Here is a 24,784-nt window from a genome sequence, read left to right as displayed (position 1 = left end):
TTACAGCCTGAGTGCGCCGTATTGGTCAAACGCGTACCGCGCCGCAACTGCCAGTGTGGTTGTGACAGACAAGGTGGCAGAAATGAAGATCGCCACCATGATGACCAGCTGATATTTCACTGCCAGCATCGGCTCGGTGCCACCCAGGATCTGGCCGGTCATCATGCCCGGCAAGCTGACAATACCCAGGGTTGTCATAGACGCCAGCTGTGGTGCCAGTGCCGCTTTCACGGCTATGCGGTGAAACGGCCGTTCCGGGTGTGGCGCCCCCATCGCGAGATAGAACTGGTACTCTCGGTGATTCTCGCTGAGTTGGCTGTACCACCGCTCCAGCGCCAGTACATTGGCCGCCAGACAGTTACCCAGCAGCATGCCCGAGATTGGGATCAGGTACTGAGCCTGCCACCAGGGGTTGGTCTGGATCACACCAATCAGCAACGGCGGCAGTACAATCCCCAGAGCCACCACCTGACCAGCCATCACGGCAGGCATCGTCCGCCTGAGCGAAACGCCCGAGCGGCGACAAATTGTTACCGCGGCCACCAGCACCATGGCCGACAACCAGAGCGCATTAAGCCCGGGATGCTGAAAAGAGAACACAACCTGCAAATACAGTCCCACGACCGACAGTTGCACCGTCATTCTCAGCAAGGCCATCAGCAGGTCTTTACCTAGCCCCAACTGCCAGCGATAGAACAGCCCCAAAGGCAAAAGACAAAGCAGATAAAATCCTGCCAATGCCCACGGACTGAGTGTCAGTGCACTACCCATTATCGCCCTCTTTGTTTACTGCTTCTTCTTTACTGTTCATGTTCAGCTTGCTTGACGTGCCTTCCTGGCTTGCGGTCCGATCTATTGGTTCCTTTTGATCTTTACGGCTCCTTTTGATCATTACGGTTCCTTGTGATCATTACCGTGCATCGTGTACTGCTGGTCAGCGCACGCTATCCAGGCCGGGTCATGTGAGACAGATACAACCGTGACAGACTCTTGTGCCAACAATGCCAGCACGTTGTCGCGATTATTCGGATCCAGGGCGGAAGTCGGCTCATCCATAAACCACAAGGGGCGATTCATCAGCACTGCCCGGGCAATTGCGAGGCGCTGTTTTTCACCGCCGGAAAGGCGAGTCACCGCTGTCTCGTCATCATGATGTAAACCCAGCTTGTGCAGCAACGGCTGATACTGCTCGCGCACAGGCAACGTATGGCTGCAGGCGCCTAACCGCCACGGCAGTAACAACGCTTCAATCAGCGACATTGCCCCCATCACCGGGTCCTGCGGCAGATAGCAAAATTGTTGCCGCCACCAGTGCAGATTGGATTCCTGAACAACCTGCTGTTGCCAGGTTACGGTTCCCCTATGTGCGGGACGCAATCCCACCAGCACCTGTAACAGACTGGTTTTGCCACACCCCGATGGCCCGGAAACCACAAGATGCTGGCCGGGGTGCAATGATGCGTTCAGCGTATCGGGCGTTCCGCTCCCTCGCCCGGCGGCTAAAGCGTGGATGGTCAGAATAGAAGGCGGGTGTGTCGTCATACTATTTTCCTGTTACCCAATAGTCGGAGAGCAAAGGGCTGGTGCAAACGTTAATCTTCCCTTCACAAGCGAAAGGTTAACAAGACGAAAAGGATCCTGAAAACTCAAGTCTAGATAAACCCAACCTCAGACACAAATGATTGAAAATCATAACAAACATCAATCATGCTGATTCCATACTTCAATCACTGACTGGCTGCGCGCATTCTTCATCAGCCATCTCCAAGCCACCCCATCGCGCAGCCCTCTTCACACTGCCTAAATCCTCTGCAGTCAGGCTGCTTCACCCTGTTTTAATTACTGCCCGAGCAGATCCGGAAAAGCGCGTTTTTTCCTCAACAGGGGCAAAATCGCTTATGCAACTCCCGACATCTGAAACTAAAAAGCAAAGTGTCTGTCAGATATGTTGGCCTGCCTGCCACTACCCGTTGATTTGTGTTAAGGTGCCGCCAAATTACGGTATTGGCAGTGATCTGTACGCGTTTCACGTCAACGTCACAAGCATTCGGGAACGCCTTCGTAGGCGGCTGCGGCGATAACGCTGCGCCTTTACCCAACGTCATCCTTCATAAGATTATGCAATCAAAAAAACCAGTATCTTCTCCTGACGCTCAAACGAACAACAACGCCGGTTCGCCAGAGAAGCAAACCCTTTTACGCAAGTTTAAATTAAGGAAATGGGCCAAATGGACTGGTATTGGCGTTCTGACACCGACAGTGGCGCTGACTGCGCTGCTGAGCGTCGGCATTGACGTCGATCTGACCCCACATAAAACCAGAATCAGTCAGTGGTTGACCGATACGCTGGCGCGGGAAACCCGGATCGAGGGAGATATCCGCCTGGCGCTCTCATTCAGCCCGGAAATACAGCTCGAAGCCATTTCTGTTGCTAACACCGAGGCATTTCAATGGCAGCCATTGCTGCAATCGGGCAAGCTCAACGCCCGGGTCAACTTGCTTCCACTGCTGACCGGTACGCTGGCGGTAGATTATCTGGAGCTGGAAGACATCCAGGTCCAATTGGGGAAAGACGCAGACGGGCATGCGAACTGGTTACTCGGCAACGGGATCGCCGCAGCTCAACCTGTATCCCAGCCAGCACCTCAAACAACACCAGACTCTGCATCTGCCGGACTGCATCTCACCCTGAGTGATAAGATTTCAGCCAAAAATATCTCGCTGATTTATCAGGACCGCCAGGAAAACCTGTTCTATGACAGCTATCTGGAAAGCCTTTCTCTGAATCAGGACGATAGCGCATGGCAGCTGCTGGCCCAGGGCGCGGTCATGGGACAAGCATATCAGCTTGATCTGCGTGGCGATCTGCTACAACTGCTCAATCAGCAGCAAGGCAAGTTGCAGGTCAACGGTGAGTTGGCCGGCGCCTCCCTGACGGTTGATGCCGATATTGTACCTTGGCACAGCGGAGATTCTCAGGCCGATATCCGCCTGCACTGGCGTGATACCGGCCCTGTTACCGCATTGCTGGGTCTGGACGTCAAACCAGCCGCACCGCTGACCGTAACGGCGTCGCTGAAAGGCTCTTCAGAGCGACTGGCAATCAACGACCTGAACATTGACAGTCCGGTCACGCAGGGACAGGGCTTTTTGGCTGTCACTCTTGGCGATCACACCACCATTGACGGTGAGCTCACCGTACCGCTGATTGATCTGCGTCCGTGGCTGGCCCCGGAGCCAGAGCCGATGATGCGCGCCTATGCTTCGGCCCCTCAGCAATCTCCATTGCAGCGGGCGCTTGAGCAGTGGCTGGTCAACACTTCCACCCGGCTGGATCTCAACATCCATGAAGTAAAAGGGCTGGGGACCTCAGTCGAAAACCTGTCGCTGTCTGTGAATGGAAAAGACGGCCTTTTGTCAGCGCCAATGACCGCGGATATTGCCGAAGTGCCGTTCCGGGGACAGGCCACACTGGATGCTACCGACTGGACCTCGACAGTGGCAATTACACTGGGTGCAGACAATTCTCCGCTGGGGGAAATGGCGCAATGGCTGACCGGGATCCCGCACGCCAGCGGTATTCTGAAACATGCCGCGTTATCGGTTGACACTCAAGGCACCAAACTGAGCGAATGGCTGGACAACGCCAAGGTCGGTCTGGCTATTGATGAAGCGCTGGTCAAATGGGGCGAAAGCGCCAGCTTCAGCATAGCGACGGCCCGACTGGAAGCCGGTATGAACCTGCCGTTTTCGTCAACGCTTGATGGTCAGCTGATGGGACTGCCCACTCGCATTCAGGCACAAGGGGGCACACTGGGTGATGTGCTTGCTGAACGCGATTGGCCGGCACAGCTGGAAATCAACAGTCCGGCAGTGACAGTACGGGCAGACGGTTTGCTGAAACAGTCCCGCTGGCGTGACGGCAGTTGGCTGAATCTGAACGTCAACAGCCCGGATGCCGCCCGGTTAAGCCCGTGGTTGGGCACACAGTCCCAGATCAGCGGCCCGGTACGTTTCAGCGGCAAAATGGATTATCGTGAAGGCTGGATCAACCTGGCCATGCCCGATCTGACCCTGCTCAAAAGCCGGGGCAATGTCAATCTGCGCTGGAAACCGGATGAACAGCGCCCCTTCCTGGCCCTTGACGCGCGTTTCAGACAGCTAGATTTTACCCAATTCGGCCAATTTATAAATGATGATTCCCTGCCTGAAGTAGAGCAGACCGTCCCAACCCAAGGGGTCAATCTGGATGTTCCCCTGCTGGGAGAGGCGATGGTGATTGCTGATGCCGATCTAAACGTCAGTGTTGATACCTTAAAATGGGCCAATCAGAAAATGGACGCCTTGTCATTCAGTGGCAAAGTCCGCAACGGACGTATGGCAGCGGCGCCGATTCAGGCTCACTACGCCGGCAGCCTGTATAAAGGGGACATCGCCTTTGGCATCAATGCCGCCAATATTGATGCCCAGCTCAATCTGGCCGTCAACAATCCGGATATCGGTACCATTCTGCACCAGTTTAACATCACTGATTCGTTTGATATGCACCTGGCACAAGCCCGTCTGGCTGTCAGCCTGGAAGGCCGCACCGTACTCGAATTGATGGAGCATGCACAAGTCAGCGCCGAGCTGAGCGGCGGTCGCGCAAGCATTGCTGATAGCTACACCGGTAAAGCGCTGGCGGTGAAACTCGACCGAGGCCACTTTGTCACCGGGCCGGACACCCAAACCCGCCTGACCCTGAGTGGCATGGCGGCCGGACAAGTTGCCAGCTTCAGCCTGGATTCGCTGTCGCTGAAGGCAGTCAACGATGGTCGGGAAAAACTGCCGGTTACTGTACGCGCTTCGCTGGGTGACATGGCATTCAATGCCCGCTCCCACCTTGCGCTGCCGATCAACCCTCGGGATCTGTCACTGACATTTGACGCTTCACTGCCGAATCTGGATAGATTGGAGCCTTTCACCAGCATCGACATGCCGCCTTACGGTCCGGTCAATGTGACAGCTCAGCTGGATCTGGATGCCGTGGGTTACCATCTGCGTGACCTGCTGGTACAGGTAAACGAAAGTTCGCTGACCGGTCAGGGTGCCTTTCTCCCACCGCTGAAAGCCGGTTCCCGTCCGCGTCTTGAATTAGCGCTGAAAGCCCCGTTTATACAGTTGGATGACTTTAAAGTGGGTGACTGGGCCGCATGGGCAAAAGCCGGGGTTCCTGTGACGGAAAAAGACACGGCACAGCAGACTGCCGCGAAAGGGAAAACCAGCGATACCAGCGCCACTGAAGACAATGAAGGCACGGCCATGACGACCCCGTTCATCAGCCCGGAGGGACTCGATAAATTCAATGCGCAATTTAACCTTAATGTGGGCGAAGTTCGTTCCGGAAAAGACTGGCTGGGTGCCGGTCAGCTGGCTTGGACGCTGGAAAATGGCCTGTTTACACTCAAACCGATGTTCGTTCAGTTACCGGGCGGGAATATTCAGCTCGATAGTCAAATCAAAGCAAAAGACGAGATGTTTGACATCCGTCTGAATGGCAACATAGACAACTTCGATTACGGTATTCTGGCCCGTCGTCTGGCGCCGGACAGTGGTATGTACGGCAAACTGAGCACTCAGTTTCGCCTGAGCAGTCTGGCCAATTCTCCGGACACCCTGATGAACAATGCCAACGGACACATCGGCGTTGCAGCGTGGCCAAAACAGTTAGAAGCCGATTTGATTGACCTTTGGGCAGTCAGCCTGACCGATGCGATCATCCCTAACTTCACCAACAATGACCCATCAGTGCTCAATTGTGTCGCGGCAGCGATCGATGTGAATCAGGGCGCGCTGAAGCAAAAAGAGATGTTACTGGACACCTCGCGGATTCAGGTTCAGGGGGAATTTGATGCCAGTTACGCAAACCGTGATTTCTCGCTGTTCCTGCGACCACAATCGAAACGCGCCCAGATTTTCAGTCTGCAAACGCCGATAAAGGTATACGGTAAGTTTGAGAAATTTGATTTTTCGGTTCCGATGTCAGCGATCCTGGAAACGTCCGTCCGTTTTACAACCAGCCCGGTTATATCCCCCATTCGCTGGCTGGTTGAAAAACCCCTGCCTGCCGATGGCAGCCAACAGTGCGAACAAATCTGGCAACACTATAATTCATAATACAAAAGCCAGCCTTCGGGCTGGCTTTTTGGTACCTACCGTCCACATTTCCAGGGCACCTGTTCGCTTTACGTTATTTACTGTTACGGAAAAACAGGTACGGAAAAAACAGGGTAAAATAACAAGCACTAAAATGCTTACCTCTTTTCTGACTCTCATTCAGACACAACACTTTTTAGAAAAAAGGCCGTGCCGTGAATGAATCCCGCTCAATTAGACGCATTTCATCAACATGAATGAGCTCAATAATCTTTCTCTTAATCCGTATTTTTTCACGACAAAAATATTGCCGTAAGAAAAACGCTAAAAATATAGGGGAATATTTACCCGGCTTTTGTTCACTTTGCGACAATAAATAAGTTCAGAGAATGTTGGACCTCAAAAGCATATAAAATCCAAACAAACCCCAACAATAAAACATAAAAATCATAACTTTAACTAAGACGCCAGTAGTGAAAAAGTCAGCAAACACCGACCGGCCTAACAACCGGAGTAGGTCTTTTATTCTGCTAACAATCACTCACGTCACAGAGCAGAGAGTGTTGTCCGAATTATCTTCCGTTATTTTATTCCAGGAAAATTGGCAGAAAATACATTTCACAGCGCAATAATCACTTTTATCAAAACTGTTATTTGTATCTAAAAATAAAATAAATCATAATAATGCGACCGTGTATCCGCGATATTAAACAGGCATGACAAATTTTGAAGCAAACGAGCAAAAAGTATTAGTCGTAGAAGATAGCCGCCCATTTCGACGAGTCATTGAAAGCGAACTAAGACAAGCCGGTTATACGCCTGTGATTGCTGAAACCATCGCGGAAGCGGAACGGATTCTTGACGAAAGCACCCACTTTCTCTGTGCCATTCTTGACTACTGCCTACCGGACGGTCAGGACGGTGAAATCATTGACGTCTGCCTGTCAGTCGGCGTGAAAGTGATCGTGCTCACCGCCATGATGGACGAACTGACGCGTGAACGGGTGCTGGCTAAAACCGTCATCGATTATGTCCCGAAGGACAGCCCAACCTGTATCAGCAGTATCATTCCAATTCTCAAGCGCCTGGAACACAATGCGGGCCACAAAGCTCTGGTCGTGGATGATTCCGCTACCGCCCGTAAATACACGCGCAGTCTGCTTGAGCGCCAATATCTGACGGTGCTGGAAGCAAGTAATGTCAATCAGGCCCTGGCACTGATTGAACAGGAAAAAGGAATCTCGCTGGTGATCACGGATTACAGCATGCCTGAACGGGATGGAGTCAGCCTGGTGAAAGAACTGCGCCGCAGATTTCGACCGGGGCAGATGGCCATCATCGGGTTATCCGCCAGCGATGAAAATGCCCTGACCGCTAAATTTCTGAAAGCCGGTGCCAATGATTTCCTGAAAAAACCCTTTAATCAGGAAGAGTTCTATTGCCGTCTTCACAGTACGCTGAACATCATGGACTCAGAGCGCAACCTGTTCCAGATGGCCAACAAAGACTACCTGACCCAGACATGGAACCGCCGCTATTTCTTTGAACACCCGCAGGTCAAGAAGCACAGCGGGCCGCGCTGTCTGGCGCTGCTGGATATTGATAACTTCAAAGGTCTTAACGACACCTATGGCCACCACATTGGCGACATGGTACTGATTGAGCTGGCCAAACGGCTGGAAGCTTATTTCCCGGATGCATTGGTCGCCCGCTTCGGTGGCGAAGAGTTCTGCATTTTATATGGCAACTCCGCCGAAATTTTTGAGCGTCGGCTGGATATTCTGCGCGAAGACATTGCCAACACGGAACTCACTATTCTCGGCAACCCAATCCGTTACAGCATCAGCCTGGGTGTGGTACACGCTGAAACCGGGATTCATGAACTTATCCAACGTGCTGATGCCTGCCTGTACAGTGCCAAATCCAGTGGCCGTAACCGCATTGTGAAAGAAGCATAAGAGCGAAATTGTAACCCATTCGCTTGTCTTCGCTTGGCATCATTTATCATGTCATGTCTGCCGTGGTAATTATCCAACAGACATGCAGTTGGTAGGGGTTTTACACTGTAAAATCCCTACTCTGTCATTGCGACTTTCTGTAGCCATCACCGTCCGTTCCTGCATTTTCCCTTCTGTTGTCTACACTTGTAGGCAGATAATTGAAATCAAATACCATTAGCAGGGTGTGCACGATGCCGGACAGCCATATCCCCCATTCGACTGCGGAACTGGATCCTAAACAGGCTGCCCAACAGTTGCTGGCACTCATCGAACAACTGGCCAGTGAAGCCAATCAAGGCACATCGGCCTTACCCGAGATACAGCTGGACAGTCAGTTGGACAGCGATCTGGGTTTTGACAGTTTAATCCGGGCTGAGCTCATCCAGCGTACAGAAGTCTGCTTTGCCGTACCTTTGTCTGATCAGGCACTGGCGACCATAGAAACCCCGCGCGATCTCCTTAACGAAGTGTTCAGTGCCCTCCAGGCTCCCAGTGCAGTAAAAGCCAATATTGGCGAAATTCATCTGGAAAAAGCAGAAAAAGCCCCGGAACAAGTGGAAACCTTGCAGGAGCTACTGGACTGGCATGTGCAGCATCATCCGGATCGCCCTCACCTGTATGTCTACCAAAATGCCGATGACGTGGAAATCATCAGTTATCAGGTGCTTCATGAACGTGCGCGAAAAATCGCGCAGGGGCTGCTGGCGGCGGGGATAGAGCCGGGGCATACCGTTGCCATTATGCTGCCAACCTGCAACGAGTATTTTTTCTGCTTTTACGGCATCTTGTACGCACGGGCAATTCCGGTTCCGATATATCCGCCGGCACGGCCATCTCAGCTGGAAGATCACCTGATGCGCCATGCTAAAATCTTGCAGAATGCAGACGCGCGTATGCTGATCACCGTCAACGAAGCCAAACCGCTATCCCAGCTGCTGCGCATGCAGGCAACCAGCATTGAGCACATCGTAACACCGGATGAAATCGCCCCCGATCAGGACTATGTGCATGTCGGGCAAGCCAAAGCAGATGATATCGCGTTTTTACAGTATACCTCCGGCAGTACCGGCACTCCGAAAGGCGTCACCCTGACACATCGCAACCTGCTGACCAACGTCCGGGCCATGGGCAAGGCCGTCGGCGCGACGCCTGATGACGTGTTTATCAGCTGGCTGCCGGTCTATCACGACATGGGACTTATCGGAGCCTGGTTTGGCAGTCTCTACCATGCCATTCCGCTGGTTATTATGTCGCCGCTGTTGTTCCTGGCCAAACCGCAGCGCTGGTTGTGGGCGATCCACCATCACAAAGGCACCCTGTCTGCCGCCCCGAATTTTGCCTATGAACTGTGCGTCAACAAAATCGATGAGCGTGATCTGCAAGGGCTGGATCTCAGCAGTTTGCGCCGGGCCTGGAACGGTGCCGAACCCATCAGTGCCGATACCATGGCCCGTTTTACCGAACGCTTTGCCCGGTACGGTTTTCGCCCGGAAGCGATGGCGCCGGTTTACGGACTGGCGGAATCTACCGTCGGGCTGACCTTCCCGATGCAACCCCGAGCCCCACGGGTGGAATATATTGACCGCGATACCTTTTTTCGCTCCGGGCAAGCCATCGCGGTAACATCCAACAAACCAGAGAAGCCTCAACACCAACCTGGCTCAACGCCTCACACCAGCCCGACCCCTCACCCCGATCATACCTTTGCCGATAGCCTGCCCTTAATCGGATTGGGCCATCCGTTACCGGGGCACCAGATCCGGATTGTTGACAGCCAAGGGCGGGAGCTGCCGGAACGCCAGGAAGGAGAGCTGGAATTTAAAGGACTGTCATCCACGCAGGGCTATTACCGCTCACCGGAAAAAACGCAAGAGTTATATCACCAGGACTGGCTGAGGACCGGCGACCGCGGCCTGACCATCGACGGAGAACTGTTTCTGACCGGACGCTGCAAAGACATCATCATCAAAGCCGGTCGTAACATTTATCCCCATGAGCTGGAGGCTGCCGTCAGCCAGCTACCCGGGGTACGCAAAGGATGTGTGGCAGCATTTGCTCATACCAACACCCGAAACGGCACAGAGCAACTGATTGTGCTGGCCGAAACGAACTTGCGCACGGAAGAGGATAAAACGGCGCTTCGTAACCGGATTCAGGCCGCGGCTCAGGAGGTACTGGGCATTCCCGTTGACGATATTGCCTTGTGCCCGCCCCATACCGTCCCGAAAACCTCCAGCGGTAAAATTCGCCGTTCTTCCTGCCGCCATCTGTATGACACCGGCACACTCAATGCCCCACAGCGTGCCGTCTGGTGGCAGACCCTTCGGGTTGCGGTGGCGGGTATGCAGCCGACCCTGAACCAGTTTGTTCGTCAGGCAAAAAGTTACCTGTTTGCCGGCTATATGTGGCTGATACTGGGATTACTGGCTCCGCCGGTGTGGTTGCTGGTTGCCCTGCTGCCAAGCCACCTCGCTTGGCGGGTCACCCGCTGGGGCGCGCGTACTCTGCTTTGGCTAACCGCGACGCCGTTTACGGTGCAGGGCAAATCTCACCTGCCACCGAAAGGTACACCCGGTATTCTGGTGGTCAATCACGCCAGCTATCTCGACGGTATCATGGTGATTGCAGCGACAGACCGCGAATTACAGTTTGTGGCCAAGTCGGAATTACTGGGGAATACCTTCGCCCGTATTTTTCTGGAAAAGCTGGGCACTCACTTCGTTGAACGGTTTGATACCGAAAAAAGCCTGAGTGACAGCCAGAAGCTGGCCGAGGCCTCCATGCGCCCCAGCCCCCTGACCATTTTTCCAGAAGGCACCCTTTACCGCATGGCTGGGCTGCATGATTTCCATCTCGGCGCGTTTCAGATTGCGGTGGACAAGCAACTGCCCGTGATCCCTGTTACGCTGCGCGGCACCCGATCCATGCTGCGTGACCAGTCATTATTTCCGCGGCGCAGCGCAATCGACGTCATCATCGGCCAACCGATTTATCCGAACGGGGAAGACTGGCATGCCGTCCTGACCCTGAGAAACCGAGCCCGGGCAGAGATTCTCGCCCAATGTGGTGAGCCGGATCTGGCACATGAAACCACCCGATAAACGCCCTGATAGAAATCATCCTACGAGATAAGTACCGAACTGATTCGTTAATCAGCCAGATGCCGGTCGCCAGATGCCTATCAGCCAAGCAACAAAGCCTGCTCGGTGTCGATATCAAACAGATGGCAATGATTCATATCAAATTGCATCAGTCTGTTGTCGCCATGGCGGATGTCCTGCGCCGGATCAAACGGGATCCTGGCCACCAGCTTATCGTCACCGGTCTGAAAATACAGGTACAGTTCATTGCCCATCGACTCAACAACATCGATACGGTGCCATTTCTGGCTCTGGGGCGCCTTTTCGCGTGGATTGACATCCGGCACCGTTGCATCATTCAAATCATTCTCAGACATACTGACGACATGAATGTGCTCCGGTCGCAACCCGAACCAGATCTGATGCCCTAATTTATGCGTAACTTGTTGTGCTTTATCCGCAGGAAGCGGCAATTTCATGCCATTTCCCAGCTCGATAAATGTCATACCGGATTCTGCCTGCACTCTGGCTTTCACCAGATTCATCGCCGGTGAACCAATGAACCCGGCGACAAACTTGTTGGCCGGGTAACGATACAGGTTCATGGGCGTGTCCACCTGCATGATTGTTCCCTGATTAAGCACGCAGATACGATCGCCAAGAGTCATGGCTTCCACCTGATCGTGCGTGACATAAATCATGGTGGCCGTCTGCCCTTCCGCTTTCAGATCATTGTGCAACTGAGCAATACTGACCCGAGTGGACACCCGCAATTTGGCGTCAAGATTAGACAATGGTTCGTCGAACAGGAAAACATCCGGTTTGCGAACCATTGCCCGTCCCAGCGCAACCCGCTGTCGCTGGCCACCAGACATTTCACCCGGTTTATTTTCCAGCAAATGGCTGATTTCCAACGTCTCTGCAGCCTCTCGGATCCGACTGTCTATGTCGTGCTTATCCAGCTTTTGCTGCCTCAGGCCAAAGGCCATGTTGTCGTACACCGACATATGCGGATACAGAGCATAGTTCTGAAACACCATCGCAATCCCCCGATCTTTTGGCGGCAAATCGTTCACCCGTTTGTCGCCAATCAGGATATCGCCACCGGAAATTTCTTCCAGACCGGCGATCATACGCAATGTGGTTGATTTGGCGCACCCTGACGGCCCGACAAAAACCATAAACTCACCTTCTTTGATCGTCAGGTCGATCCCCTTCACTGCTTTAAATCCGTTCGGGTAGGTTTTTGCTACGTCCCGAAGCACTACTTCAGCCATGTTTATTTTCCGTCTCTGTTCTGTTTTTCATGTTGTCAGCCCCAACTGGCCCTAGGCTTGCACATAGGGCCATTGGAGCCGATGCATCACGGCTTACGCCGTTTCAAGCAGGCTGGGTGAAAAGTCTGCCACTGAATGGAGGACAAAATCGGCGTAAGGGCGTAATTCTTCCTCAGTCGCGGTTCCGGTCAGCACGCCAATCCGACGGGCACCGGCATTGCGGCCGAATACCATGTCAGACACGGTATCGCCAAACATCACCACCTGATCCGGCGTCAGATCACAATGGGCACAAAACGCATTCATTAACGCTGGCGCGGGTTTCGGGGCAATATCGCCGTCGGAGTAACCAATGAAGTCAAACAATCCCAGCAGACCAGATTGCTCTAAGGAGTACAGCGTGGCGGCTTTGGTGTCAGCGGTGGCGATTCCCAGCTTATAGCCCATTTGTTTCAGTTTAATGAGCGATTCTTCAATCCCCGGCAGAGCCTGGATCAGCTCTGGCTGCGCTTCGACTTGCTGATTAAACAAGGTTTTCACCTGACACGTAAAAGCGTCACGAGAGCAGGAAGGTTGTAACATGGCATACCAGGCATCGGCAGTGTCTTCAACCGGGTTCGATGCCAGCAAACCATGGTTATCGACCCGTTCACCGAACACGCCGATTGCTGTCAGCAGGCTTTGCGCCGTCACGTCGCTTGATGCATCATCAGTTTCTGCATCGATTTTTTCATCGGTTATGTCACTGCGGGCCGGGTACGCCGCCAACAACGCGTTGACAACCCCCTGCGCCACCTTGAGCCACATGTGATGAAACTCCAGCAGGGTGCCGTCTTTATCAAACAACACGCCTTTGACTTTCTGCTGTTTACTCTGCGTACTCTGTTGCGTGGCCAGATGATTTGCCTGCTTGATAGCAGCCATGCTGTCGCTGGCCATCAGTTCCCCCCAGGTAGTCACCACTGGCTCAGCAAAGAGAACGTGCTGCCCGTTGAAAACGGGATTAATCAGCCCTTCAAATTCCCCACGTTCACCGCGGCTCAGCTGCGTATCGCTGGGCACAGTCCCGCGGCGAATATCCACCCGCAGCCAGTGGTAGCGTGCCATCTCGACTTCAACCTCGGTCTTGAGCCCGCTCCCTTCCAGTTGTAATGCCTGGCGGGCGATGACGTCACCGTCCGCGATAAATTCCGCGTAATAGTCATTCACCTTGTCCTTCACCGTCAGCTGAAAATGCACGACGCTGTCGCCGACATCCTGCCCCGGCAGCACGCTACCAAGATTAATACTGACCACCAGCCCGCATTGACGTTCCAGGTACACATGCCCGTTACGCAGTCCCGCCAAAATGCCTTCACCACTCAGGCCATGTGAAAACACGTATGTCGCCGGATCACCGTAAATCGACGGTGCTGTCGCTTTGGGGTTACGCTCGTGTGGTTCAAGGTGTGAATCGCTGCCGCCGACGCCGTAAATCCGGTGACCGCACTGCCACATAGCCGTTAACACTTCAAGTGCCTGCTCAGTGGAAGCCGGTGAAGTCGACCAGGTCGGATCGCAACAAATTTCCATCGTATCGACCTGCGCCAGCGGCATATCGGCATATTGCCAATGCCAGGGTTTCATCATCGGATGGTTAATGCTGATGTTCCCAAGGTGGCTGGACGCGCCTGGGATGTTCTTTCCTGCCATGGCAATGCCCTGCTCAATCAAGTCAGCACTGGCGTGTTTGGCCTCAAACATCGCCAATCCCCGACATGGACCATGCACATTGAAATGACCTTTGTCCGTCGTGATTTCGACACCCGGCAGAATCAGTGTGTGTTCGCTATCCGGCAACGCCGGGTGGCAAAGGTTATGCTCGGTCAGGAACATAAAATCCAGTTCCTGCGTTTCAATGATTGCGGCTGCGGCTTCCAGCGTATTGTGCCCGTCCGACAGCAGGGTATGAGCGTGCAAGTCCCCTTTGTACCAGCCTGCCGCCGGTTTTTTTAGCGCACTGTAATCAAACGCAATCCGGTTATCCGGTTGCAAATTCGGTACCGTTGGCAACCCCATCATCACCGGCGCAACATCAAACCGGATTTCGGCCTGGTACTGCATCGGTTTATGAGAGCGATCTTCCCCCTCCAGATTGTACAAGTGAAGTGACCAGGTACCAGCGGGCAACTCCCCCGCCAAGCCGCCCAACGAGGCGGAATCATGGGTAATCACTACGTCTTTTTCTGGCTTCATCCACAGAATTCCGGCACGCAGGTGCTGGTTGGCATCAAACAGGTAGGCGTAAAGAAACCCTTTTTTTACCGTAGTTCCTCTGAGGGAAATCGCTGTCGTACCTTCAAGTACCTCAAACGTTTCGATACGGCGGCCAAAGGTCAGTTCACCGGAAAAATTCAGCATCATCATTTCTCATTCAACAGGATGGTCACAGAGCGCCCGGCAGCAAGGCATTGCCTCGAACAGACAAGCCTTACTACCGGTTTGTTTGGTAGATCTTCTTGAGAGCTCTTTGTAGATAGTTAGTGGTGGATAGCTCTTTGTATTAAGAGGTCGTGATTACGGCTAAGAACGATTCGCCCGATCCAACGCACGCTGTGCACGTTTTGCAGCCTGCTTCAGGGCTTTTTCAGCTGGAATATTCTCGATTTGCACCTGATCAGCCGCGATAGCCAACGCATCCATGATCTTGCCGTTTGTCGGATCCAAGAAGTCCATGCTGGCTGTCGCCGCTTGTTTCAGCGGGATCAGCGCCTGCGGATTTTTCTTCGTGTAGGTCTGATATTCATCCACATTTTTCACGCTTTCACGTACCGGGATATAACCGGTAAACATTGACCAACGTGCCGTATTCAGCGCATTGGTGTAGAAGTTCATAAACTCAAACGCCCCCTTTGCGGCTTTCTCATCGGTGCCGGTCGGCATCACAAAAATCTGCGCGCCCGCCTGAGGGGCGGCAGGATGTGCCCCCCAGCCCGGCTGTGTGGTTGCTGCCAGTTGGGTGAAATCAAGATCCCCCTGATCACCGGAAGATCCGGTATAGCCCAACGCGCGGCCTTTCATCACATCGTCGATCGTTTTGTACCAGTATTCCCAACCCTGACCACCGTGATGAATGCGCATGGTCTTGTCTTCGTGAATCCACTTACGGAAGCTTTCCCACACTTCAACCCATTCCGGCGAGTCAATCAGCACCGTTTTGCCGTCATCACTGATCACTTTTGCGCCGTTAGAAAAAGCGGCATCCATCAGGTTGTCTTTACCCCACATTGGCTCCCAGCCGTAGTAGGAAGTTTTCCCTTTGCCATCTTTCTCAGCCACTTTAGCCGCAACTTTAGCTACGCCCTGCCAAGTGGAGAGATCGGCCTCCGTAAAGCCATGTTCAGCCAGCTTAGCTTTGTTGTAGTAGAACACCTGAGTCGTTCCGTAGGCCGGCAGCCCGTAGACCGTTCCGTCCGGGTATGTCACCTGCTGACGAAACGCCGGAATGAAATCCTCAAAGTTGAATGAAGCATTCATGTACGGGCGCAGATCGCGAACTAGCTCTCGGCCAGCCATAGATTCCGCCTGCACCGAGTTCAGCAGCACAAACTCCGGTGCCGTTTTTGATGCCATCCCGGCCTGTAGTTTCTGGTAGGTCTCTTTGTAGTTACCCTGTAACGCACCTTTGATAACGTATTCATCCTGACTGTTGTTAAATTCATCAATCAGCTTGGCCATCATTTGCTGCGGCTTGGTTCCACCGGAGTACCAGAAATTGACTTCCGTTTGCGCCATGGCACTGCCTGCTAAAGTCAATGAACTGGTTGCGTAGCCTGCACATACAATTGCGAGTGTTTTTAGTTTCATATCCATTTACTCTTTCACACCATTATCGGCAATGCCGGACAAAATTGTTTTTTGACAAATCATGAACAGGATCAGCAGCGGCAACACCGCAATCGTGCTGGCAGCCATAATTTGCGACCAGTTAAGGCCATAGTTCCCTTCAGCAATAAAGAACTGACGGATACCTGTAGCGATCAGGTGAAGCTCCTGCGAGGTGATCACTAAGCTCGGCCACATGTAGCTGTTGTAGTTGGTAATAAACGTGATGAGGAACAAGGTCGCGAGTGCTGCCTTACACTGCGGCAACACGATAGCCCACAGAATTTTCAGCTCCCCGGCACCGTCTATACGCGCAGCTTCAACCAGCGACGGATGAATTTTCAGAAAGACCTGACGCAGATAAAACACCCCGAACACACTGGCTGCATTGGACAGTACCAGCCCGGTATGGCTGTCGAGCAGCCCCATACGCGCCAGCGTGATATAGGATGGGATATATGTCACCGCCCCCGGCAGCATGTAGCAGGCCATCACCACGACATAGAGCACGCCACGGGCTCGAAACCGCAACTGCGTAATGGCGTAGGCAAACATCGAAGAGGTGACCAGTACCAGTAAAGTGGTCATCAATGCGACCGAAAAACTGTTGAAGATGTACTGCCCGAAAGGCGCCAGCGCGAATGTTTCGGAAAATGTTTCCCAGCGGATCTGAGCCGGAATGATGTTGAGAGGATTGGCAAATATCTCGTCATTCGATTTCATTGAACCGGACAGCATCCAGATGAAGGGAAAAACCATCACAATGCCGGACAACGAGAGAAACACATGCTTTACCGCTGTTATGCCTGCTGCCCGCCAAGATGAGCACAGTCGCTTCGTGGCTGCCGTGTCAGCCGATGGGGTGCCCTGTTCAAGTGGCTTATTTTCAAAAGGCTTAGATTCAAAAGGCTTAGATTCAAATGTCGATTGCATAACCATCGCGAATTCCTCAGTAATACACCCAGCGTTTACCCATAATGGTGTTAACCAGTGTCAGCACCCCAGTTATCAGCAGGATAATTAACGACGTAGCCGCCGCCGGCCCCATGTCATATTGCTCAAATGCCTGCTGGTAGAAGAGATAAAGCAAGGTGCGGGTACTGCCGCTCGGCCCACCTTGTGTCAGGATCTGGAACTGATCAAAGGCCTGAATCGCAGTGATCATGTTGACGATCACCAGAAAAAACGTGGTGGGGGAAATCAGCGGCAGCGTGATTTTGAAAAAACGGGTTACCGGGCTGCAACCATCAATCAACGACGCTTCATAGAGCGAAACCGGAATCTTATTCAGCGCACTAATGTAAAACAGCATGGTCCAGCCGATGGCCTGCCAAACGGTGACAATGATGACTGCAATCATGGCGCTGTCACCGCTTTCCAGCCAGGTAATGGGTGCCATGCCCAATTTGGCCAGCAGCAAATTAGCCAGACCGGCTTTGGTCTCAAACACCCACGACCAGACAATCGATATAGCGACAGTCGGGGTGATCCAGGGAGAAAAAATGACCGCCCGATAAAGCTGGCTGCCGGAAAAGTTCTTCTGCAACAGCAAGGCAAACATCAATCCCAACGCGACGGTCGGAATGACTACCCCCAAAGCAAACAGGAATGTGTTCATCAGCGCCTGATGAAAGTCGCCGTCTTCCAGCATGTACTGGTAATTTTCGATGCCAACCAGATCATAGGCAGGTGAAATATAATCCCAGTCCGTAAAGCTGATATACACGCTCCAGCCAAAAGGAATGATCCAGAATGCCAGCAAAGGTACCATCAGAGGGGCAATGAACAGCAGCACCCTGGCATTGCTATGAAGCACTCTGGCATTGCTTTGAAATGTTTGCAGCGTAAGTTTCATGATTCGAGTCGTTCTGTGTCGAGATAGGGCTATCCTAGGCAGGCTCTGTGACAGGTATATTTGAACCAGCGTCATATTTTCCTTTGCCTGCCATAAGTTTTTCTTAGGGGGTATATCCCGACAGATAAGTCGAAGTAAGGGGATGAGCTTCTTCCGTGACCTGGGTTTGCTGATGCAGCCAGTCACAGAAAAAATTCACTTTGGCCGCACGTTTATTAGGGGTGATCAGATAATGGCCGGATTCAGAAGGCATTGCCCCTTCGAGTGCCAGCACCACCCTTCCGGCCAGCAGATCCCGCTCCGCCACTAACGAGCGCACTAGCATCATGCCAATCCCCTGTTTGACGGCTTCCAGTCCGTGCAGGGAATTGCTCAACTCCAACTGCACGTTAGGGACCACCGCTACCCGCTTGTGATGTGTCAGCCACTGCATCCAACTTTCTTCATAACCTTTGACCTGAATAGCCGGCAGGCTGGACACATCACCACGAGCCAGCGCCTCACTGTGCTGTGTTTTAAAGGTCGGCGAACACACCATCAGCCATTGTTCCTGAAACAGCTTCTCTGCCCGGGTATGTTTGCTGTCGATAAATCCGTTGGTAATTTCCACATCTGCCTCAATACACGGTTCGCGGGATGGCCAGTCCACCAGCGACAAATCGAGGCGTATAAAAGGAAACTTGGTGGTGAAATCTTTCAGTTTGGGGATCAGCCAGTTATGGCCGATAGAATGATTAGCTTTAACCCGCAAGACATCGGGCTGCTGTTTACCGAAGAGCATTTCCGTTTGCAATCTGAGGTGTTGCAGGGATCCCGTTACCGCAGGCAAATACTGTTGAGCGGCCGACGTAAGGCTGACGCCACGCTGGCTGCGCTCGAACAGTTCACAGCCGAGAAACTGCTCCAGACTCTTCAACTGTTGGCTGACAGCGGCCTGGGTAACGTGCAGTTCGCGCGCCGCTGCACCAATGGAACCCAACCGGGCAACCGCTTCAAATGCAACCAGTGCACGTAGTGGAGGCAACATCCTTTACCCTCGTTAAAAAACAGGCAAAGTAATGCAACCAGTTGACAGTAAAGTTACATCAGCAAGACACTATGATGACACAAGGGAAAATTAACCATGAACAAAATACGTGAAATTCAAAGCATATCCAGACGGATAGCAGCATAATCCTCTGTTTTGTCGTTTTTATGAAGCTTATCAACAAACCGGTAATCACATCCCCCGGAAAGTGGTCATACCGGATGAAGAGTGATAATAAAGGCGCTGTATTTTATTTTCCGCACTTTTGGTCGCTTAGCATCCTGCCAACGCCAGTCAGGAAAATAAAATACACATAACGAAAAGCATCGCTGACAAGGTGTCAGCCGCTTGATAAGGAGTGTTTATTTATGTTGTGCCCAGAATGCAACCAACCTATGGTGAAAACGAAAGATAACCAGAATCAGTGTGTCGACATTAATTGTCCGCCGACCCGTACTCACTGCCCTAAGTGTGATTCTGCCAATACGGATATCACCAGCAAGAGCATCAGCGATGCCACGTTGGTCTGCCGCGATTGTGACGAGCAATGGACAATCTCTCGTAGCTAATTGCGAATCGTTTACTAATATGATGTTTACTAAGGTGATCGCTCATTAAGGGGGGAGTCGCGAGGTATATCGCGCACACTACGCCATTGGGCGAAACGAAGCGTATAAGCCACTTAGAGACAAAAGGCTGCCCGAAGGCAGCCTTTTGTCGTTGAACGCTATTGCTGGAATAGTTAACGAGAAGCTGTCTGTTAACTTTCTCAGCTTCAGAACAGTAAAATCACCAGCCAGGTCAGTCCGCACAGAATCATACTGACCATCACCGCCGCAGAGCCAATATCTTTCGCCCGACCTGACAGCTCATGGTATTCATCACTGATGCGATCGACCACCGCTTCAATGGCGGAGTTCAGCAGCTCCACAATTATGACCAGCACGACGCTGGCAATCATAGCCAGACGCTCAATCGGGGTCACCGGTAACCACCAACTGACCACCACGGCAGCCACCAGAATCATCACTTCCAATCGGAAGGCTTCTTCATGCCGCCAGGCTGCCATCAGTCCTTTTGCCGAATAGCCTGCTGCATTAAAAATTCTTTTTACGCCTGTTGCTCCGGGTTTCATGATGAACGTTATTCCTTACAAATAGCAAAAATATCTAAATGAGCATCGTACTCACGGGTTTGTACCTGCATCATGCCCAGCACAGTGTGAAACAGGTTATCGTGCGACAAGTCTGCTTTTCTGGCCAGTCTGCTAACGCATTCCCTGTTTATCTTGTGCTGCCGCTGATACGACGCTGAAAACCAGGTAATCATCGGCACTCGGGTTTGAGTTTCCGGAGCGATAGTATAAGGCATTCCATGCAAATAAATGCCCTTTTCACCCAGCGATTCCCCATGGTCAGACAGATAAAGCATCGCGGTGTTCACCGTATCGCCCATCCTTTTTAGCTTGATAATGACCTGGCTCAGAATGTAATCGGTGTACACCAACGTATTGTCGTAGGTATTGAGCAGGGCTGCCGCCGAACAATGTTGTATTTCGCTGCTTCGACATACGGGTTTGTACACTTCAAACGACTCCGGATAACGCTGGTAATAAGTCGGACCGTGACTTCCTAAAAGGTGCAAAACAATAATTCCGTCACCTTTCAGTGCTGCCAGCTCCTTATCCATATTTTTCAGCAAGATACCATCAAAGCATATCCCGTTAGGACAGAGGGCAGCATCCTGATCCGGTGTGATCTGAATATGCCTCACCCGATCCGAGACCCCTTTACTGCCACTGTTGTTGTCTTTCCACAGCACATCAATTCCGGCATGCTGCAGTACATCCAACAACCCTTCCTGTCGCCGGGCAAGAGCAGCACTATACTCCTCTTGGCGCATATTGGAAAACATGCAAGGCAATGAAGCCGCAGTGGCAGTCCCGCATGACGCGACCTGACGAAACGCGTGAACATCTTCGTGGATTAAAAAAGGATTGGTATTGCGTGAATACCCGTTGAGGGCATAATTTGAGGCCCTGGCGGTCTCCCCGACAACCAGTACCATCACATTCCGCGACGTGTTACCGGCATTCAGATTCACCGCATCGGTACCGATTTGAGTGAATGGAACCCTTGATTCATACCACCGGTTCTTGAGCACCCGAAATCCGGCACTGGTGTAGCTTGTCGGGTTAATCAATGATTTTACTTCGCTATGGTTACGCAGCAACGAAGCATAATCTTTGTAATACACCCCAGCGATTACGACTAGAATCAGCACCGATGCACTCAAACTCAAGCATTTTGATATCAGCAATCGCCGTTTTGTTTCAGGAAAACGAACCTCTGCCCGTTGTACCGCCCATAGCGGCAATACGACTAGCCCCAAAAACCACCACAATACAGACAGGGACAGATAACTGGTGGCTTCATGGAAGTCTGTTTCGAAAATGTTCACCATCATGCCGTAATCGAAGACCACACCAAACTGGCTCATGCCATAGGTCACCGCCGTAGATGCCACAACCAGCACCATCAGCATCCAGCGATACCCTCTGGGCCAAATCAAGACGGTAAAAACCAGATTCATCAGGGTCAGAATGACTAATGGCAAGCTGAGTGCAAAACCCCAGCTCCACCCCGGCTGCTGATAAAAGAGCACCGCCAGGTGTTGCCACAAGGCAATATTCTGAAACAGCGTAAAATACAGGGCGACAATGAGGGTAAACGTGGAGCTACTTAAGCGGTATCTCATATCCACAGCCTTGATATGCACATATAGGAACAGCGTTCAATTTAATCAAGTGCGCAATAGTATGAGATTTTAGTTTGTGACAATGTATGGGATTGTCATCGTCCTTTAGGTCATCAGGATAAGGACTGTAATTATCAAATGAAAAACGACTTCATTCGACGATTCCAGACCGCTATTTTCTCTTTTTTTGTTCAGCAATTAACATTTTTAATCTTCAGAGATACTCTAAAAGTAAATTTCTCATTAATATAGGAATAAATAGTCATCCCTATTTATTTTCTCATTATATTATCGGGACATAAGTGTGAATAAAAATAAAATAACAATTGGGTTTATCACTGCTGCTTTCTTTTTAACTGGCTGTCAAACAACAATGACCAGTGCCGATTTTTTATATAATCAATATAGAGCTAAGCCAAACAACAAGGCTTATTCAATTGGTACTAACAATGTTGCCGGAGCAGCATGGGGAGCAGAAACAGAAGAAGAAGCCATTCAGATGGCAAATAAAACATGTATTAAGTCTGGTGGTAAAAATTGTAACGTCACTGAAGTAAATGGGATTCCAATGTCAAACGGAGCTCTACAAAGTTTTGATGTCGCTCCTTATAATAAACCCACAGTCAATAATTATAACTATATCTACCAAGGCATAAGTTATGTTCCAGATCTAAATAAGAGAGCATCAGGTTTCTTTATCAGTAGCGAGCACCTACTTACAACCAGCCAGATGGTTGACTCATGTACTAAAATAAGTTTTGAACGTAATGGTCAACTTCACGATACAACCGTCTTACGAGCAGACAAAAACAATGGTCTAGCCGTGCTAAAGCTAAACTCGCCTGTCAGTAACTATGCAAAAATCAGCTCACAAACAAAAACAAAACAAGGTGATAAAACCTACACCTTTGGGTATGACCTATCCGATGTTGTAAACTCAAAAATTCCATCCTATCAAGGAAAGATCACAGATGGGATTATCAGTTCAGCGCTAGGTAAAAATAATGATATTCGCTTCATGAAAACAACCAATGAGATAAATAATGGAAACATTGGTGGGCCTGTTGTCTCTGAATATGGTGATGTAATAGGAATTATAACTAATATTAATAAGGATGCAATTAAATCCTCTATGATCAACTTGTTCCTGAATGAATCAGAAGTACGAATTCAAAACTCAACTAACAAGAAAAAAGTCACTACATCTGAGATCGCTGAAAAAAGCCAAGGTTTCACAGTTCCACTTGTTTGCTTAAAGCAGGCTTAATTTAAATAAGCCCACTCTCATTTAGTGGGCTCTCTTTCTACCCCTGCAACACTAAAATACCCAGGTTCTCCAATAGCTGAGTTTGCTGCCATTCGCAGATAGTGACATTTTCAAGGTTGACCCGTCTGACATCCAGTCCGCTCAGATCAACATGGCTGAGATTTGCCCCCGTTACATCAAACTGCCCCCAGACATCCTGAGAGAACTCCCCGTTGGTCAAATCCGCCCCTTTCATTGATGTCCCCAGCAGGTTGGCGCCAGTCCAGCGATTTTCAAACAGCTCGCATTCATCCAAAGCAACATCTTCCAGGTCGGCATAGGACAGATTGCAGCGCGTGATGTACGCCGAGCACACATAAGTATTTTGTGTCAGATAGTTAGCAAAGCGACCACGTTGAAACGATGCCCCCTGAAGCTGGCAGTCACGCATTTCGACGCCAAACAATTCAGCGCCATAGAAGCTGGCCATGCTGAGATTACAGTGCTTGAAGCTCGCCTCCTTCAGGTTGGTATAGCTGAATGAGCAGCCGTCCTGCTCACCCCGTTCAATAAACTGGCAATGCACAAATTGCGCCTCACTCAAATCTGCCCGGCTGAAATCACACCGGATGAAAATGCAGTGCTCAAAAGTTGCCTGCTGCAGATCATCACCGGTAAATTTCTGGTCATGATAAGTGGTGTGAGTAACGTGCATGTGTTCGTTTCCTGTATCGGGGTTAAGCTCAGACGAAAATCGCGTAATGGCGCGCAGTCTTTTAATTCTTAATTTGTGTTATCGAAATTTTCGAGGGTATTGACCGCTGATTGACGGGTAATGCGATGAAATCCTCAGCGACTTTAAACAGGGTTATTCAACACGCTCGTACGTCTTTTCCATTTCATCCGGCGCAATGCCATACCCGCCATCTGACAAGTAGCCATTTTTGTACACCGTCATGCCCTGCTCATTCCAGTCAACCGCAATGATCGCGGTACTTCCGTCCTGACTGCCCAACCAATTCAAAACTTCTTCCGTGATCGGGATGGCCTTAATAGTTTTCACTCGTTTAAACGGCATAAAACTGTCAAACAGCGGTAATTCACCGTAGTTTTTTGTCCAGATATCCTGCGGCACCAGCCATTCGTTATACACAGCGCCAATCACCGGTTCCGGGTTTCGGGCAATCACGATACCTTCGGAAACCACATTTTCCGTTTCCAGTTTAGGTTTACCATCTTCACCCGCCACATAGGTTGGGAAAGGTTTGCCCATCTCGACTGCATGCGGTAAACGGCCCAGCGTGACGGCTTTTTTTCGGTATTCAGGAGCACTTTCTAACGCCGTCATCACTTCTGGAATTGACTGAAAGACAACCGGCGTGCTCTCCGTCGTCTCAGCCTGAATATAACCAACAGGTAAAAGCAGCATGGCCACAATAGTCAGTAAAGGCGTATTCATTCTTTCTCTCATTCTTTTTCAGCTGACATCCTATGGTAATACCTCACAAAAAAAATTGGTAATAATCATGTAAATTGATGGCGG

17 protein-coding genes are annotated in these 24,784 nt (G+C 51.2%); 5 read left to right on the top strand and 12 right to left on the bottom strand.

Going from position 1 to position 24,784, the window contains the following annotated elements:
- Positions 1 to 771, bottom strand: coding sequence for an ABC transporter permease (locus tag C9I92_RS07650; protein WP_047887676.1), 771 nt, complete (start codon positions 769 to 771; stop codon positions 1 to 3).
- A gap of 120 nt (positions 772 to 891) precedes the next feature.
- Positions 892 to 1,542, bottom strand: coding sequence for an ABC transporter ATP-binding protein (locus tag C9I92_RS07645; protein ID WP_047887675.1), 651 nt, complete (start codon positions 1,540 to 1,542; stop codon positions 892 to 894).
- Between the two features lie 576 nt (positions 1,543 to 2,118).
- Here C9I92_RS07645 and C9I92_RS07640 point away from each other — a divergent pair.
- The 3 genes from C9I92_RS07640 to C9I92_RS07630 all read left to right on the top strand — a co-directional run bounded on the left by C9I92_RS07640 (position 2,119) and on the right by C9I92_RS07630 (position 11,236).
- On the top strand, positions 2,119 to 6,156 hold the full coding sequence (locus tag C9I92_RS07640; protein WP_047887674.1) for an AsmA family protein: 4,038 nt from the start codon (positions 2,119 to 2,121) through the stop codon (positions 6,154 to 6,156).
- A gap of 695 nt (positions 6,157 to 6,851) precedes the next feature.
- Positions 6,852 to 8,093, top strand: a complete 1,242-nt coding sequence (locus tag C9I92_RS07635) for a response regulator (protein WP_047887673.1) — start codon at positions 6,852 to 6,854, stop codon at positions 8,091 to 8,093.
- 233 nt (positions 8,094 to 8,326) lie between these two features.
- A complete protein-coding gene (locus C9I92_RS07630; RefSeq protein ID WP_047887672.1) occupies positions 8,327 to 11,236 on the top strand; it encodes an AMP-binding protein in 2,910 nt (969 codons plus the stop codon).
- An 80-nt stretch (positions 11,237 to 11,316) separates the two neighbouring features.
- Here C9I92_RS07630 and C9I92_RS07625 read toward each other — a convergent pair whose 3' ends face one another.
- From C9I92_RS07625 to C9I92_RS07595, 6 genes are all read right to left on the bottom strand, one after another.
- A complete protein-coding gene (locus C9I92_RS07625; protein ID WP_047887671.1) occupies positions 11,317 to 12,492 on the bottom strand; it encodes an ABC transporter ATP-binding protein in 1,176 nt (391 codons plus the stop codon).
- A gap of 93 nt (positions 12,493 to 12,585) precedes the next feature.
- Positions 12,586 to 14,895, bottom strand: a complete 2,310-nt coding sequence (locus tag C9I92_RS25665; protein ID WP_242551941.1) for an HAD-IA family hydrolase — start codon at positions 14,893 to 14,895, stop codon at positions 12,586 to 12,588.
- Positions 14,896 to 15,054: 159 nt separating this feature from the next.
- Entirely contained in the window at positions 15,055 to 16,338 is a 1,284-nt protein-coding gene (locus C9I92_RS07610) for an extracellular solute-binding protein (RefSeq protein ID WP_047887731.1), read from the bottom strand.
- A 6-nt stretch (positions 16,339 to 16,344) separates the two neighbouring features.
- Positions 16,345 to 17,289, bottom strand: a complete 945-nt coding sequence (locus tag C9I92_RS07605) for a carbohydrate ABC transporter permease (protein WP_047887730.1) — start codon at positions 17,287 to 17,289, stop codon at positions 16,345 to 16,347.
- 16 nt (positions 17,290 to 17,305) lie between these two features.
- A complete protein-coding gene (locus tag C9I92_RS07600; protein ID WP_047887670.1) occupies positions 17,306 to 18,211 on the bottom strand; it encodes a carbohydrate ABC transporter permease in 906 nt (301 codons plus the stop codon).
- 103 nt (positions 18,212 to 18,314) lie between these two features.
- Entirely contained in the window at positions 18,315 to 19,238 is a 924-nt protein-coding gene (locus C9I92_RS07595; protein ID WP_047887669.1) for a LysR substrate-binding domain-containing protein, read from the bottom strand.
- A gap of 368 nt (positions 19,239 to 19,606) precedes the next feature.
- On the opposite strand from C9I92_RS07595, the gene C9I92_RS25255 reads away from it, so the two are divergent.
- Positions 19,607 to 19,807, top strand: coding sequence for a hypothetical protein (locus C9I92_RS25255; protein ID WP_146149673.1), 201 nt, complete (start codon positions 19,607 to 19,609; stop codon positions 19,805 to 19,807).
- Between the two features lie 206 nt (positions 19,808 to 20,013).
- Here the strand turns inward: C9I92_RS25255 and C9I92_RS07590 are convergent, their stop codons facing one another.
- Together C9I92_RS07590 and C9I92_RS07585 are read right to left on the bottom strand one after the other, a co-directional pair.
- A complete protein-coding gene (locus tag C9I92_RS07590; protein WP_047887668.1) occupies positions 20,014 to 20,373 on the bottom strand; it encodes a diacylglycerol kinase in 360 nt (119 codons plus the stop codon).
- An 8-nt stretch (positions 20,374 to 20,381) separates the two neighbouring features.
- A complete protein-coding gene (locus C9I92_RS07585; protein WP_047887667.1) occupies positions 20,382 to 21,995 on the bottom strand; it encodes a phosphoethanolamine transferase in 1,614 nt (537 codons plus the stop codon).
- 304 nt (positions 21,996 to 22,299) lie between these two features.
- Between C9I92_RS07585 and C9I92_RS07580 the strand changes: the two genes are divergently transcribed.
- Entirely contained in the window at positions 22,300 to 23,262 is a 963-nt protein-coding gene (locus C9I92_RS07580) for a trypsin-like peptidase domain-containing protein (protein WP_053061943.1), read from the top strand.
- Positions 23,263 to 23,299: 37 nt separating this feature from the next.
- On the opposite strand, the gene C9I92_RS07575 is transcribed toward C9I92_RS07580, so the two are convergent.
- Together C9I92_RS07575 and C9I92_RS07570 are read right to left on the bottom strand one after the other, a co-directional pair.
- The gene (locus tag C9I92_RS07575; RefSeq protein ID WP_047887666.1) at positions 23,300 to 23,956 is read right to left on the bottom strand and encodes a Qnr family pentapeptide repeat protein; all 657 of its coding nucleotides are present in this window, start codon (positions 23,954 to 23,956) and stop codon (positions 23,300 to 23,302) included.
- A gap of 153 nt (positions 23,957 to 24,109) precedes the next feature.
- Positions 24,110 to 24,700, bottom strand: a complete 591-nt coding sequence (locus C9I92_RS07570; RefSeq protein ID WP_053061942.1) for a hypothetical protein — start codon at positions 24,698 to 24,700, stop codon at positions 24,110 to 24,112.
- Positions 24,701 to 24,784 lie beyond the last annotated feature (84 nt).

The organism is Photobacterium ganghwense (assembly GCF_003025595.1).
GTDB lineage: Bacteria > Pseudomonadota > Gammaproteobacteria > Enterobacterales > Vibrionaceae > Photobacterium > Photobacterium ganghwense.
Note: the sequence above shows the minus strand (reverse complement) of the source record. Positions and strands in the feature narration are given on the sequence as shown.